The organism is Anoxybacillus sp. FSL W8-0382, from assembly GCF_038003845.1.
GTDB classification, from domain to species: Bacteria; Bacillota; Bacilli; order Bacillales; family Anoxybacillaceae; genus Anoxybacillus; species Anoxybacillus flavithermus_G.
On sequence record NZ_JBBOPX010000001.1, the window covers coordinates 269,751 to 284,554 of the forward strand.

General features: G+C 39.4%; 15 protein-coding genes and 3 pseudogenes. 12 read left to right on the plus strand and 6 right to left on the minus strand.

Annotation, left to right across the window (positions count from 1 at the left end):
* Window positions 1-39: 39 nt before the first annotated feature.
* The 6 genes from NSS60_RS01485 to qoxD all read left to right on the plus strand — a co-directional run bounded on the left by NSS60_RS01485 (window position 40) and on the right by qoxD (window position 6,137).
* Window positions 40-342, plus strand: a complete 303-nt coding sequence (locus NSS60_RS01485; RefSeq protein ID WP_003398862.1) for an ArsR/SmtB family transcription factor — start codon at window positions 40-42, stop codon at window positions 340-342.
* 183 nt (window positions 343-525) lie between these two features.
* Window positions 526-1,650, plus strand: coding sequence for an IS4 family transposase (locus NSS60_RS01490; RefSeq protein WP_064214406.1), 1,125 nt, complete (start codon window positions 526-528; stop codon window positions 1,648-1,650).
* Window positions 1,651-2,307: 657 nt separating this feature from the next.
* The gene (gene qoxA, locus NSS60_RS01495; protein ID WP_004888820.1) at window positions 2,308-3,276 is read left to right on the plus strand and encodes a cytochrome aa3 quinol oxidase subunit II; all 969 of its coding nucleotides are present in this window, start codon (window positions 2,308-2,310) and stop codon (window positions 3,274-3,276) included.
* Entirely contained in the window at window positions 3,266-5,242 is a 1,977-nt protein-coding gene (gene qoxB, locus NSS60_RS01500) for a cytochrome aa3 quinol oxidase subunit I (protein ID WP_004888821.1), read from the plus strand. The genes qoxA and qoxB overlap by 11 nt, the downstream gene beginning before the upstream one ends.
* Entirely contained in the window at window positions 5,232-5,837 is a 606-nt protein-coding gene (gene qoxC, locus NSS60_RS01505; protein ID WP_004888822.1) for a cytochrome aa3 quinol oxidase subunit III, read from the plus strand. Before qoxB ends, qoxC begins: the two co-directional genes overlap by 11 nt.
* Window positions 5,838-6,137, plus strand: a complete 300-nt coding sequence (qoxD, locus tag NSS60_RS01510; RefSeq protein ID WP_004888823.1) for a cytochrome aa3 quinol oxidase subunit IV — start codon at window positions 5,838-5,840, stop codon at window positions 6,135-6,137.
* A gap of 269 nt (window positions 6,138-6,406) precedes the next feature.
* On the opposite strand, the gene NSS60_RS01515 is transcribed toward qoxD, so the two are convergent.
* The 4 genes and pseudogenes from NSS60_RS01515 to NSS60_RS14940 all read right to left on the minus strand — a co-directional run.
* The gene (locus tag NSS60_RS01515) at window positions 6,407-6,739 is read right to left on the minus strand and encodes a PspA/IM30 family protein (protein WP_232467167.1); all 333 of its coding nucleotides are present in this window, start codon (window positions 6,737-6,739) and stop codon (window positions 6,407-6,409) included.
* A 25-nt stretch (window positions 6,740-6,764) separates the two neighbouring features.
* Window positions 6,765-7,436, minus strand: a complete 672-nt coding sequence (locus NSS60_RS14930) for an IS630 family transposase (RefSeq protein ID WP_232467168.1) — start codon at window positions 7,434-7,436, stop codon at window positions 6,765-6,767.
* The gene (locus NSS60_RS14935; RefSeq protein ID WP_232467170.1) at window positions 7,342-7,818 is read right to left on the minus strand and encodes a helix-turn-helix domain-containing protein; all 477 of its coding nucleotides are present in this window, start codon (window positions 7,816-7,818) and stop codon (window positions 7,342-7,344) included. The genes NSS60_RS14930 and NSS60_RS14935 overlap by 95 nt, the downstream gene beginning before the upstream one ends.
* Window positions 7,819-8,545: 727 nt before the next feature.
* Window positions 8,546-8,713, minus strand: a pseudogene (locus NSS60_RS14940) (helix-turn-helix domain-containing protein); the annotation flags it as partial.
* 125 nt (window positions 8,714-8,838) lie between these two features.
* Between NSS60_RS14940 and NSS60_RS01525 the strand changes: the two are divergent.
* The 5 genes and pseudogenes from NSS60_RS01525 to NSS60_RS01545 form a co-directional block, all read left to right on the plus strand.
* Window positions 8,839-9,717 (plus strand): annotated as a pseudogene (locus NSS60_RS01525) (S8 family peptidase); the annotation flags it as partial.
* 413 nt (window positions 9,718-10,130) lie between these two features.
* Window positions 10,131-10,745 carry a sigma-70 family RNA polymerase sigma factor gene (locus tag NSS60_RS01530; RefSeq protein WP_340720592.1) on the plus strand — a complete coding sequence of 205 codons (615 nt, stop codon included), beginning with the start codon at window positions 10,131-10,133 and terminating at the stop codon, window positions 10,743-10,745.
* Between the two features lie 3 nt (window positions 10,746-10,748).
* Window positions 10,749-10,913 (plus strand): YvrJ family protein, encoded by a 165-nt coding sequence (locus NSS60_RS01535; RefSeq protein ID WP_088223598.1) that lies wholly within the window; start codon window positions 10,749-10,751, stop codon window positions 10,911-10,913.
* Window positions 10,914-10,923: 10 nt separating this feature from the next.
* Complete coding sequence (locus tag NSS60_RS01540) at window positions 10,924-11,163, plus strand: helix-turn-helix domain-containing protein (RefSeq protein WP_064220777.1); 240 nt, start codon at window positions 10,924-10,926, stop codon at window positions 11,161-11,163.
* Between the two features lie 64 nt (window positions 11,164-11,227).
* Window positions 11,228-11,470, plus strand: coding sequence for a glutaredoxin family protein (locus NSS60_RS01545; protein ID WP_064220778.1), 243 nt, complete (start codon window positions 11,228-11,230; stop codon window positions 11,468-11,470).
* 329 nt (window positions 11,471-11,799) lie between these two features.
* Here NSS60_RS01545 and NSS60_RS01550 read toward each other — a convergent pair whose 3' ends face one another.
* The gene (locus NSS60_RS01550) at window positions 11,800-11,976 is read right to left on the minus strand and encodes a hypothetical protein (RefSeq protein WP_157667403.1); all 177 of its coding nucleotides are present in this window, start codon (window positions 11,974-11,976) and stop codon (window positions 11,800-11,802) included.
* Between the two features lie 217 nt (window positions 11,977-12,193).
* Window positions 12,194-13,065, minus strand: a pseudogene (locus tag NSS60_RS01555) (IS982 family transposase).
* A 432-nt stretch (window positions 13,066-13,497) separates the two neighbouring features.
* Here NSS60_RS01555 and NSS60_RS01560 point away from each other — a divergent pair.
* On the plus strand, window positions 13,498-14,727 hold the full coding sequence (locus NSS60_RS01560) for an IS110 family transposase (protein WP_064214420.1): 1,230 nt from the start codon (window positions 13,498-13,500) through the stop codon (window positions 14,725-14,727).
* The last annotated feature ends 77 nt before the right edge of the window (window positions 14,728-14,804 follow it).

The following is a 14,804-nucleotide window of genomic DNA, read 5'->3' on the forward strand; positions in this document are numbered from 1 at the left end:
AAATGTTTAAACTTTTAAACAAAAGAAAGGAAGAGGGGAATGGGACAAAAAGCGATCGAGGTGTTTCGATCGTGTATACCATTATTTCAAGCGCTAAGCGATCCTCATCGCCAAGATATTGTATTGCTGCTTGCGGAACACGATAAGCTAACAGTCAATGAAATTACGGAACGGTCAAGTTTATCGCGTCCAGCGATTTCGCACCATTTAAAAATTTTGCGTGACCAAGGACTAGTGTCGGTAGAACAAAAAGGGACATTGCGATACTATGTATTATCTATCGAAAAAGCTGTTGAATTATTGAAAGATTTAATTCATGCTGTTGAGAAGGAGTGCCTTTAGATATGCTAAAGGCCAAATTTTTCATTTTATATATTTAAGTTTTTAAACCACTAGTGTCGCATTAAAATAATTTAACACCTTTAAATAAACCGAATTTTCTGAAATATAATCCAAACACAAAAAAATCCTTTATAATGGTTGGGTGGTAGTAAACCATCCAAATCCAATACAAAGGACAAAACCATGGATAAGTTTACACGAAAAACATCATTTGAACAATGGTTTTCACCGATTAATCGTCCATTATTTGACGACCTAGTGAAAACACATCAATTAAATCACTATACCAAGAAACTTTATATGGCTTCATTTATGAAACTGCTTTTGTATGCCCAACTCCATGAAACCGAGAGTTTACGGGCGTTGAGTGACGCTGTCTTTTTAGAAGAATTACAACGAGCAACGGGATTGGAATCGATTAGTTTTTCACAGTTAGGGAGACGAATCAATACCATCCCAACTGAGTTCTTTCAAACGATTTTTCTCGATTTAGTGGCACAAATTCATCGGAAAACCAATTTCCAAACAAGAAGAAAAGTGACAACGCCTTTGAAAATCATTGATTCGAGTACATTACCGCTTAATTTGACCAATCATAAGTGGGCAGAGTTTCGAAAGACAAAATCAGGAGTAAAGCTTCACTTACGACTTGTTTTTATGGAAAAAGGACTCTCCTATCCAGATAAAGCCGTACTCACGAATGCCAACGAACATGATCGTGGTCAACTAGAAGTATTCGTGGATGACAAAGAATGCATGTACGTGTTTGATCGTGGTTACTTGGATTATAGGCGCTTTGATCAAATGACGGAAGATGGCTATTTCTTTGTGACCCGTTTGCGTAAAAACGCTGTTGTCCGAGTGTTAGAATCCTTTTCGTTACCAGAAGATTCACCCGTATTCTCTGATGAAATGGTTGTCATTGGAACACCACAAAATCGTTCTGAAAACGTGTTTCGCTTACTCAAATTGCAAGATACAAAAGGAAATGAGCTTCATTTACTGACAAATCGGTTTGACATTGACGCAGATGAAATTGCAGAAATCTACCAATCACGTTGGGCAATCGAACTTTTTTTCAAATGGATGAAACAACATCTGAACATTAAAAAGTTTTTTGGTCACAGTGAACAAGCTGTACATAATCAAGTGTACGTAGCCATGATAGTGTACTGTCTGAATGTTTTAGCTCAGTTGAACACGAATAGCGAACGCAGTTACTTACAAATTAGTCGCTATTTGAAGGCTTCTTTGTGGAAATCCGCTCACATTTGGTTACGAAAAATCGAAGGAAACAGCGTCCCATAAAGGTTTGCCAGTCGTTGTTGCACAAGTCATAGGTTATAGTAAAAAAATGGATGTATACTACCCTCGCTTAGGTGTTTTCGTTTTTTCTCTAAAGTCCAGAAAAAATAAAACTGAAAATTCAGACATCATTTATGCGACGGTAGTGTTTTTAAACGTTTAAAAAAAGGAGTAATGAACAATAAAACCGTCATTATTCCGGGGATGGCGAATAAACTCCTTGCATTTAGTGTTCGTTTTATCCAAACTTTCCAAATGCGCTCAAATGGGTGCGGAAGCTGTTGAGATGAAAAAGTGTTTTTCATGGGTATTTTTTGTTTTTGGAAATAAATTTGAACAAATTTCGAAAAAAATTTAACGAAAATGTGACAAAATTTCAAATGGACAACCTATTTCTTTTTTTATTTCCATGTATTATATAAAAGATAGCGCTTTTCTCGCACGATTTTTGATGTCGAGAAAAGTATTTTTCTTTTTGTCAATGATTTTTCTTTTTGTTTTCCCCTCAATGCAGTTTCTTCCTTACTTTTTTCGTCACAATTATTTCTACAATACATGTTAAAATCATTTTGATAGTGCTAATACCACAAAGTTATTTAAATTCGTTCGTTATGTATTTACTTACTTGTTCAATGAATCACAATTTTGTTGAGGTGAAAAATGATGAAGCGCTTGTTTTCCTTACTGGTAGTCGGATTGCTTCCGCTTCTTGCAGGCTGTGAGATGGTTGTGTTTCAACCGCAAGGACCAGCGGCACGAAGCATTACGGAGTTGATTAACTGGTCGATTTGGTGGATGCTTCTTGTTGTTGTCGTTGTCTTTGCTTTGTTTGCTTATATTGTGTGGAAATATCGAGATCGACCTGAGCGTCAAGGGGAGGAGCCGCCTGAAGAACACGGAAGTACGGTGCTTGAAATTGTATGGACGGTAATTCCGATTTTAATCGTTGTTGCGTTAACGATCCCAACTGTGAGAACATTATATGATTTAGAAAAGCCTCCGAAGGGGTACGAAGATCAAGATCCGCTTGTTATTCACGTGACATCAGCGGATTGGAAATGGATTTTTAGCTACCCAGAGCAAAATATTGAAACAGTGAACTACGTCAATATTCCTGTCAATCGTCTCGTGCTATTTAAAATGACTTCCGCATCGACTATGCAGTCATTTTGGGTGCCTGCGTTAGCGGGACAAAAATATACGATGAACAAAATGGAGACAGAATTGTACGTTGTTGCGGAACGTCCTGGTTCGTACGAAGGAAGAAATACAAACTTTAATGGACGTGGGTATGCGCATATGCAATTTGAAGTTTTAGCGCAAACGCCAAAAGAGTTTGACAAATGGGTACAAGAAGTAAAACAAACGGCACCGAAATTAACGAAAGAAAAATATGAAGAGCTGTTATTGCCAACCCATTTAGGACGATTGACGTTTGTTGATACACATTTACAATGGGTAAACCATGCTGATCCGCATTCAAAGACGTACACAAATCCAGAATTATATCGTGGGCATGGATACCAAGGAAAAATTTTTGACGAAAATGATCGACATACATCAAATGTGACAGATGATGAGCAACAAGCTTCTGAAAGCCATAGCGGAGGTGAACATCATGGGCATTAAGTGGAATGAAATATTTGTTGGGGGAGACCCGCTTCTTGTTGGTTCACAAATTGCGATTGTACTGACTGTCGTTGCGATTGTCGTTGGCTTAACGTACTTTAAAAAATGGGGTTGGTTATGGCGTGAATGGTTAACGACCGTCGACCATAAAAAGATCGGGATTATGTACATTTTATCAGGTGTATTGATGTTTTTCCGTGGTGGCATGGACGGGTTGTTAATGAAGGCGCAAACGGCTCGGCCGGAAATGAACTTTTTAGATGCCCAACATTACAATGAAATTTTTACAACCCATGGCGTCATTATGATTTTGTTTATGGCGATGCCGTTTTTGATCGGTTTAATGAACGTCGTCGTTCCGTTGCAAATCGGTGCGCGCGATGTTGCCTTTCCACAATTGAACGCACTTAGCTTTTGGTTGTTTTTTAGCGGGGCGATGTTATTTAACATTTCGTTCGTTGTTGGAGGGTCACCAGATGCAGGGTGGACATCATACTTCCCACTTGCAGGAAAAGAATTTAGCCCAGGCATCGGGAATAACTACTATGCGATTGCGTTACAAATTGCAGGTCTTGGGACGTTAATGACTGGTATTAATTTTATCGTCACGATTTTAAAAATGCGTGCACCGGGCATGACGTTAATGAAAATGCCGATGTTTACGTGGACGACGTTGATTACGTCAATCATTATCGTAGCGGCTTTTCCAATTTTCACAGTCGCTTTAGCATTAATGACGTTTGACCGCTTGTATGGAACACATTTCTTTACACTTTCTTCAGGCGGAAGTGATATGCTTTGGGCAAACTTATTCTGGCTTTGGGGTCATCCAGAAGTATATATTGTTATTTTGCCTGCTTTTGGTATTTTCTCTGAAGTCATTGCGACATTTTCACGAAAAACGTTGTACGGATATACGTCGATGGTCATTTCGATCGTTGGTATTGCGTTTTTAAGTATGCTCGTATGGGTACACCATTTTTACACGATGGATGCAGGTCCTGCGGTAAACTCGTTCTTCTCGATTACAACGATGTTAATTGCTGTTCCAACCGGAGTGAAAATTTTCAACTGGCTATTTACGATGCGAAAAGGACGCATTCAATTTACAACAGCGATGTTATGGGCGCTTGCCTTTGTGCCAAACTTCGTCATCGGTGGCGTGACGGGGGTCATGTTGGCGATGGCAGCTGCAGACTATCAGTATCACAACACATTGTTTTTAGTCGCACACTTCCATTACGTGTTAATTCCAGGTGTCGTGTTTGCGGTGTTTGCAGGATTGTATTATTGGTGGCCAAAAATGTTTGGTTTTATGTTAAACGAGAAACTTGGAAAATATCATTTCTGGTTGTTTACGATCGGATTTAACGTCACATTTATGCCGATGTTTTTCCTTGGTTTAAAAGGGGCGGTTCGTCGTGCGTATACGTATTCAGCAGAATCAGGCTTTGCGCCGCTTTTCCTCGTATCTGCGATCGGTTCAATCATTTTAGCGATCGGTTTTGCGGTATTTTGTTATAACATTTATTGGAGCTTCCGTTATGCGAAACGAAATGTTTCCCACGATCCGTGGGATGCGCGTACGCTCGAGTGGATGACAGCATCACCAGTGCAGTTTTATAACTTTGCGGTCGTCCCAGAGGTGAAACAGTTAGACGCGTTTTGGCATATGAAAAAGCGCGGTGAAACGCTCACATTAAAAGAAAGCGACATAAAGAAAATTCATATGCCGAGCAACTCCGGATTGCCGTTTTATATGGGGGTTGTGTTTGGAATTACAGGTTTCTTCCTCGTCTTTGAGGCGCATATCGCGGCAGCTGTTGCGGCAATTGGGATTGTTATTGGGCTTATTATCCGTTCGTTCGATTACAATGACGGTTATTATGTAAGCGTCGATGAAATTAAACAAACAGAGCGCACGTGGAGAAATGTAGAAGGGGGGACGGAAAACCATGTCGGCTAACGTCAATCATTCGCTTCCGCTCGAATATCAGACGGAACAAAACCGTCTCAACATTTTAGGATTTTGGATTTTCCTTGGCGCAGAAATTGTATTATTTGCGACGTTGTTTGCTGTATATGGTGTGTTAGGTAACCGCTATGCCGGTGGCCCGACGCCGAGCGATATTTTTAAGCTAAACGATGTGCTGATTCAAACGTTGTTGTTGTTAACGAGTAGTTTTACATGCGGTTTGGCAGTCTTTTTCATGCGACAACGCGATATGAAAAAACTGCTTACTTGGTTCGTCATTACCCTTTTATTAGGGGCAGGATTTTTATTTATGGAAATTCGTGAGTTTATTCGTTACGTGCACGAAGGAGCAACGATGCAAACGAGCGCGTTCTTATCAAGCTTTTTCGTTTTGCTTGGCACACACGGAGCGCACGTTACATTCGGGATCATTTGGGCAATCATGCTTATCATCCAGTTGCTCCAACGCGGATTGACGCCAGTTACGGCGAGAAAAATGTTTATTATTAGCTTATATTGGCATTTCCTTGATGTCGTTTGGATCTTTATTTTTACGTTCGTCTATTTAAAAGGGATGGTGGCGTAAATGGAACATAAAAGTAAATATCCCGTTAGTCACGTTGTTGGATTTTTGCTTTCGTTAGTTTTAACGTTTGTCGCCGTATTTGTTGCGTTGAAAATGAACGTATCATATACAATTGTGATGTGGATCATTGGCTCACTCGCGGTCATTCAAGCCGGACTGCAACTATTTATGTTTATGCACGTAACGGAAGGCGAAGACAGAAAAACGAACGTTATTAATATGGCATATTCAGCGTTTGTTGCGATCGTCATTGTCGCAGGATCCATTTGGGTGTTAACATCTGGTCATGCGGGGCATTAAAAACAACCGGTCATATGCCGGTTGTTTTTTATACCTGTAAACATGTATATACATGTGTACTTCCCGCATTTTCATCATTTTTGCAAGAAAGAAAACAAGAAAGAGTGAGTTAGATGCTGAGCAATTAAAAAGCGAAGCAAAACAAGTCAATTCATTTTACGTCTTGTTTTTGAACAAGAAAACGGTCAATGGAAACTTGTCGGCATCATTCATGACGAATGGACGACATAACATATACAAAAGGTGTCCGGATAGGGACACCTTTTGTATTACTCACCTTTTAATTGTTTCAGTTGTTGTTCGACTTCTATATCAAACGATTGAGGGGGCAACGTTTGAATGGCTGAGCGAGCTTTTGCTTCTGCTTCAAGTAACATTACTTTTTCTTCCATACGTGCGAAGCCTTTTACGATATGATCGTAACGGAAAGATGTGATCGCCTCATCCATTTGTTTCATCGTTTCAGCGACATAAAAGCGCGTCATTAATTGCATTTGTTTCAATTTTAATTGCTCGTACGTTTCGTACAATTGTTTCACTTTTTCCGTTAAAACGGTTGTTTTTTCTTTTAATGTGCTGTATTGTTGCGTATATATATACATCCAATTTAAAATTTTAACCTCTGATTTACGCAGTACACCCGATGCGACGCAACACCTCATCCGGGTGTTGTAGAACGTACTGTTCAAAACGAGTAATGGATTGGGCAATATCGTTTTGATCCTTGTGAAAAACGTTGGCAATCACTTCATCTTTCAACCACTTCCACAGCCGTTCAATCGGGTTCAACTGTGGGGAATACGGTGGCAAAAAGATGAAATGAAAAGCATCGCCTTCCTCGCCATCAAGAAAGGCTTGTACCATCTTGGCATGATGAATACGCGAATTGTCTAACACAAGCACGAGGAATCGATCCGCATATTTCTCTTTCAATCGGCGCAAAAAGTCAAGGAACGTTTCGGCATTGGCGGACGATGCACGATGAAACACCACATCGCCTTGTTGAACATCAACTGCACCAAAGATGGACACGTGGTCATGGTGTCCGTAGCTTGGCACTTGTTTTTGATTCCCTACTTCTGCCCATGTCGTACGTAGCGCTTGATAAGCACGAACATGTGTCTCATCCACATAAAACATGGTAACATTCTCGGTAATTAGTTTTTTTATAAATTCAAGTTCTCTTTGAAAAGCAGCTTGACGCTTAGCGTCTCCTTTGACTATACGTCGGGCGTGTCCATGACAAACGCAAACGATGCAACAACTTGCGAATCCCTTCCCGTGACATCGAAACGCCATAGGTTTGTTGAATATAAGATTGTAAAATGCGCGTGTTCCATGACGAAGCGATGCCCCAGCCAGCATCCACAGGTGTAGTAGTTAACACGAGTTGTCTAATTTCTTGTTGTTGTTCTTCCGTAAGAAATGGCACGCGACCAGGCGGCAACCGACGATCGAGTAGATGATCGAGCCCACCTTGATTAAAACGTGCAACGTAGATGGCAACCGATTGACGGCACAGATTGACCATTTTGGCCACATCTTTACCGAGATGACCTTCCATGACGAGACGAACAGCGGTCACCCGAACGCGAAGGGAAGCATCTTTGATTTTCCGTTCTTGTTTCCGAAGGGTTCGAGGCGTCCAACCGTGATCATTTGTGATTTTCAAACGTTTCATGCCAATTCCGCTCCTTTTGTATAGAAATATTTAGGAGCAGTATAGCCATGAAAAAAGGTGTTCATACAGAAGTCATGGTTTTAAGGTGCATGTATATAGAACAAGGTATAACGCTGCTAATAGTGTGTTACTGCCAGATTTTAAAATTCTTTGTAGCATGTTCAAAAACACTCCTTTTCTGTACTTGTTATGTGGGTAGAAACCTGACTTTTAAAGATTGTTAATCGAAAAATATTGCGAGTTCAGTTTGAAAACCACTAAAAAAGAAAACAAGAATTGTTTAACTATACTTTTATTGTAACACCGCTCAATTTTCATTCGAATAAGCATTCCGATTTGTATTCGCTTACAATTAATAAAAAAAGATATGAAGGATTGGAACGAACGCTTCCCTTCTCCTTACATTTTTATAGAAGCTAAATTCTTATAAAAGCAAAAAAGAGGGCATCCTATCACTTTTGGAACACCCTCCCTTTTTGCACAAACACTAAAACCGAAGTTTAACATAGTCATCAATAAAAAAGTTTATTTCACTACGCAGTATGAAAATTAATCTCGTTTATTTTCGAGTTAACATTTTTGTTAAACCGCTTAAAACGATACTGAAATTATTTATAAACAATCATTGAAAAAGGTTTTTAGATGTATATTTTACTCTTTATTTAATGAGAGGACAGCATCAACAATCTTTTTGATATCCTATGGAGTTAGTCCTTCCTCTCCCCCATTATATTGTTAAAATCCCTTCCTTTTGTACATGATTCATCATTCGAAAAAGATAAGATATTTCAACTCCATATATCTTTGCAATGGACTCTAACAAATCAATTGGTGGCCTTCTTAATTGTGAACCCCTTTCAATTTGTGACAAATTACTAAAATTATAATTTACTTTTTTCGAAAATTTTCTAAATGAATCATTTTATTTCGACTGTATATCAAAAAAAATTTCAGTCAAGGTTGTAAATCATTTTTAACAAGTTTCTTTATTAAGAAAAGAAAGAAAAATTTTTTGGGGGTATAACTGTGAAAACAAATGAAGTGAAACTCATTCCGATTGTTCAATTAGAACAGTCAGAAGAAAATCGTTCCTCCAGTGTTATGGAAATTGGAGCAGAGTACAAATGGAAAAAAGGTTACACGGGTAAGGGAGTAGTAGTTGCTGTGATTGATACAGGATGTGCAATAAATCATCCAGATATTAAAAGAAATATTATAGGTGGTTATAACTTTACAGAAGAGTATGGTGGAGACATTACCATTTTCGAAGATACAAATGGCCACGGAACTCATGTAGCAGGTATAATAGCGGGATCTAAAAATGGATCCGGAATAGTAGGGGTTGCGCCTGATGCAAAGTTACTTATTTTAAAAGCTCTGAATCAGTATGGAAGCGGTTCAATCAATTCGGTAGTCGAAGCAATTCATTACGCGATTGATTGGAAAGGACCAATGAATGAAAAGGTAAGAGTTATATCACTGTCATTGGGAACTAAAACACCGGATCCTAATTTACATGCCGCGATAAAAAGAGCAGTGGCTCATAATATCTTAGTGGTAGCAGCTTCAGGTAATGATGGCGATGGGGATACAAAAACAAACGAGTATCGGTATCCGGGGGCTTTTGAGGAAGTAATAGAAGTTGGATCAATCAATAAAGATAACAATATTTCTATTTTTTCCAATACAAATGAGTTTGTCGATCTTTATGCACCCGGAGAAAAAATTTATTCCTCTTACTTAAACAATAGCTATGCTACCTTGACTGGTACCTCAATGGCTACACCTCATGTATCAGGAGCTATCGCTTTATTAATCGAGGAATATGAAAAGTTGCTTAAAAAAGAACTAAATGAAATGGAAATCTTTCAATTATTAATGGAACATACAACACCAATTAACACAATGGAAAATACGAAGATTAATGTACTAAATTTAAAAAAGAACCCAATCGTAAGTGTAAATGAAAACGAGAATACCAAAAAAATCAATCAAGAAATGCTGCTCAAATGCTTCTGTGAAGCTAGAAAAACCCAAGCATTTTTCACAAAATGCTTAGATGAAAATTCGACAGAAGAAGAAAAAGAGTTTATCGCAGAATTAGTCAAAGAATATGCTAAGACTTCTAAAAAAATTTTGGAATTTTGTGGAATTGATTTAAGGAAATGATATATAATATATTTGTGAATACTCTGTTCCACGAAATCAATACGATAAACTTATGACTAATCGACTAATTACCTTAATTGGTCATTTTTTACACCTATAAAACAGAACGTATGTTCACTTTTGTAGTGAAAGGGGAGTACAATTTGAATTTTGAAAAATTAGACCCGTTTTGTAAACAAAAAATAGAGGAATTTAAAGAAGAAAATAAAGATTTTTTGGAAAATCCTATTGTAAAGTCGTTCCTAATGGAAAAAAAAAATCAAAAATTATTAGTTGAAGTCATTTGTGATCCTACGGAGGAAAACCAAAAATTACTTGATAATGAATTTAAAAAATTTTACTTCGATATCAGATTTACTTCCTATATCTCTATGGTTTTATATTTTAATGCAATAAATTTCGATAAGCGCTACCGCAAAATGCTAAAACGTCATCCTCTAACTGTTGATCAACCTATAAAGAATGATACATCAAACACTTCCTTCAATGCTATGCTTGTCGATGTAGAAACGGAGATACAAGTAGAGGATATTTTGCGAAGCGATAATATCGAAGATTATATTACTAATCCTGTTCTTTATGAGGCTATTCAATCTCTAACTGAAAAACAAAAAGAAGTGATCAGTCTGGCATATGTAAAAGGCCTTACAGATACGGAAATTAGCAAAGTATTAAACAAATCTCAACAAGCTGTATCCAAAATACACAAAGCAGCGTTAAAAAGTATTTGTAAATTTATTGAAAAAAAGGAGGATTAAAAGATGAATGTATGTGATTTCCCTGAATGGGTCACCATTATTGGAAATTTTGGTTTTCCTATAGCCATAACTGTTTACTTGTTTTTACGATTTGAACGGAAATTGGAGAGCCTAGAATTAGTTATTCATCAATTAGGTGAAGTAATTAAAGAGTCAAGAAAGGGGTAAAATGTAAGTCATGTTTTATGAATTAGTTAAAGAATCGAAGGAAGATAATCAAGCGCTGGAACAAATTATTAATATGTTTGAACCAAAATTACAAAAAACGCTCTCGCTTACCAAATTAGGAGAACGAGAAGATTTGGCGCAAGAGCTAAAGTACAGGTTAATTATGTACATTAAAAGGTATGATGTTGATTCGATACCCGGCTTTTGGGAGTTAAAAGAACAAATACAAAAAGGCAAAAAAATTTGTTGATGAGGTTGTTATTTTTCAGGGTGGTCTTTCTTTATGTAATGTATTCTTTATAGGGGGTATTACAATGGAAATTATCATGTATTCTACAAAACATTGCATATATTGCAAAAAGCAAAAGGATTTTTTATCGGAAAAAGGAATCGCATTTGAAGAAAGGGATATTCATGAGAACGAGGAATTCTTTCAAGAATTTAAAGATCTAGGTGGTTACGGTACTCCATTTACCATAATAAAAGAAAACGGAAATATTGTATCAAAAATTCTAGGATTTAATCAAAATAAGTTATTAGAAAAATTAACAAAATAGACAGGTAACCCGTCCAATGTTTATTGGGCGGTTTCTGTTTTTTTATCATTAATTAACCATTAACAAAAAATTGATACCTCGATTATATTGATATGGTGTACTTCAAATATGATATGATGAATCGTTCTGGATCATTCTCCGCAAATCACAATTGCACCTTTATACCGCTAGAAATGAAATAAAAGAGATAAGAAGTCCACAGCAACTGGGACTTCTTTTATTTTGGTCAAGTTTCTAATTTTCTACAGATAAAATAAATAAAAAAGCAATATGAGTTATGACTCATATTGCTTAAAAATAATATCTTCGCTTTTTAGTTATTTACTCAACTAACATCCACAATGTTGTAGTACGGAATCTCCTGATGGAAAGGAATAAAAAGTTCCTTCACAATATTTGTTGTCAGCACAGCAGCTACGATGTTTATCACAATATACTACGATTTGAGCTTCAACCTCAGAAGATTGATTTTTTTCTTTCAAATCTTTTTCGCTACCGTTTTTCATGTTTTAAACCTCCTTATAAGTAAATTCATATAATAAAGAATCTTAAAATCGGTATTTTACAACCATTTCTACATTTAGACTGTATAAATTTCAGATTGTAATACTGACATTAGCAAGGACGTTCAAGACGACTGAAAGAACGATCAAAAAGGTTTGTATATGTTGGAATATTGATCTCTATTTATATAAAAAATATACCCGTGGTGCTAGTTGAGTCTTAACGCTCAACTAGCCCAAGAACAACAAGGGAGTAAGCCAGTAAAATACCATCCAGTGCCGTTTCAAATCCAGAAACCGAGTTCGCTCGAATCTCGGTGATCCGATACGAATCGACTAAAATCGAAAACACGGTTTCAATCACTTTGCGTTTTCGTTTCATCCACTGTTTCCATGCGTCGGATTGGAGAATTCGCTGATTTTTTCGAACGGGCGTCCAAAAAGCGACTCGATGCTCTTCGTACAGCTTCTTTTGCAGCTTTTGGCTGATATACCCTTTGTCACCGAGGTTATACGGATGTGGAATTTGCGTCATGACGGTTTCAGCGGCCACCCGGTCGTGACAAGACGCTTCGGTGACAACATATCCCATCGGAAGCCCTTGGTCGGTGACCTGCAGGTGAAGTTTCCACCCATAGAAAGTGACCCTTTTGGAAGCACAATAGCCAATATCGGCAATTCCACGGAATCGTTTGACGCGATGCATTCGAGCTGAATGACACAGCTCGATCGGCAAGCTGTCCACGACCGCATACGCATGGTGTTGCCCACGCTTGGCTAGCTGGTGCCGAATCCACTTGATCGCCAAGCTAAGCGCTCGGCAGCGACGGTTGTACCGAGAACGCTCAGGGAATAAGTCCTTGGGAAACAAATTCCCAATCACAAACCGATGCCAAGCCCGTTCGGAAGTGAAGCCCAACAACTTTCCAAGGACATGGATGGTGATGATGACTTCGTCTTTCTGTTTCAACAAATGACGATTTCGACGTTGAAGAGGAATCTGGATACTCGATAGTTGAGCCGATACAAAAAGCAAAATCGATGCATATTGTTTTTGAAGTTTGATGTTGTAAAATGAAAGTGCTCTTGCATGAGAACCTCTCCTCGTATAGTATGTTTAGAAAGATTTTTAAATCGAATTTCCAGTTGGATATGCTCCTTGACAATCGCATATGTGTAAGTGATTTGCCCACGGGGGAGGGGCGCGCCCCTCCCCCGTGGATGGCACTACATCGGGGTTGGACTTTTCGCGATGTTCTTGGATAATGGTCTTAGGATCATCGGGGACACTCTTCTCTCTCCTGTAGCTTTGACTACTTAGAAAGTCTGTCTCCCCGGCTCCTGTTCGGACTTCTAACCCGCAGGCTGTTCCCGTTGGTTTCCCATGCTGGAAGGAGCAGCTTCCAGGCAGCCCATGGCCCAACGTGAGTTCTCATATGCGAGGGTGACTGGTCAACAGGCGCGGTCCGGGGGCATCCCGAAGAGTCCCAACCCCACGATCCTACTACGATTGGAGGTGATCTCATGAAACTCTACGTCGGGATTGACGTGAGCTCAACGGACTTATACACGTGTATCATGGATCAAGAAGGAAACACGTGCGCCCAATTCAAGGTGGACAATCATCTCCTTGGCGCGACCTTCCTTCGCGATCAAATCCTCCTGTGGGCCAACAAGCTCCAACCATCCGAAATTCTCATCGGGATGGAAGCCACTTCGGTCTACAGCTGGCATCCAGCGATGTTTTTCCACCAACAGGAGGAGCTGAAGTCTTGGAATGTCAAGGTGTTTACCATCAATCCAAAGCTCATTCGCAAATTTAAAGAAGCGTACACTGACTTGGATAAAACGGACGGCATCGATGCGTGGATCATCGCCGATCGGCTTCGCTTTGGCCGTTTGAAAGTGACAGCTGTCATGCAAGAACAGTTTATCGCCCTTCAACGGCTCACGCGCATGCGCTATCATCTCGTCCATCAGCTGACTCGGGAAAAGCAGTACTTCCTCCAACACTTGTTTTACAAGTGCAGTTCCTTTACCCAAGAGGTGGACAGCTCCGTGTTCGGACATGCCATCTTAGAGCTTCTTCTCGAGTCGTTTAGCTTAGACGAAATCAGTCAGATGGACGTGCAACAGCTCGCTGACTTCTTGCGCCAAAAAGGACGCAATCGCTTTGCCGATCCGGAATGCATCGCCAAGTCCATTCAAAAGGCGGCTCGTTCGTCGTATCGGCTTTCCAAATGTGTCGAGGATTCCATCGACTTGCTTTTAGGGCTATCGATTCAATCCATCCGTAGCCTTCAAGCGCAAATTAAAGAGCTAGATAAAGCGATTACTCGCCATTTGGAAGGCATCCCAAATACGTTACAAACGATTCCCGGCATTGGTCCGGTCTACGCCGCTGGCATCTTAGCCGAAATTGGACAAATCGAGCGCTTTGACAACCAAGCCGCCTTAGCAAAGTATGCAGGTTTGACTTGGTCTAAGCACCAGTCCGGTCGGTTCCAAGCCGAGGAGACTTCCCTCATTCGTTCCGGCAATCGCTATCTCCGTTACTACCTAGTGGAGGCTGCCAACTCGGTACAACGGCATGATGCGTCGTTTCGCACCTATTACCGGAAGAAGTATGAGGAAGTACCAAAGCACCAACACAAACGAGCCCTCGTCCTCACCGCTCGAAAACTCGTGCGTGTGATCGATGCGCTGCTACGCAACGGTCAAATCTACACGCCAAGAAAGGGGGAAGATCGATAGGGGTATCGATCTAACTGATTTTGCATTAAAACCCAGTTAATGACATAAGACAAGACTGGGCTTCTTAAGTATTGCCT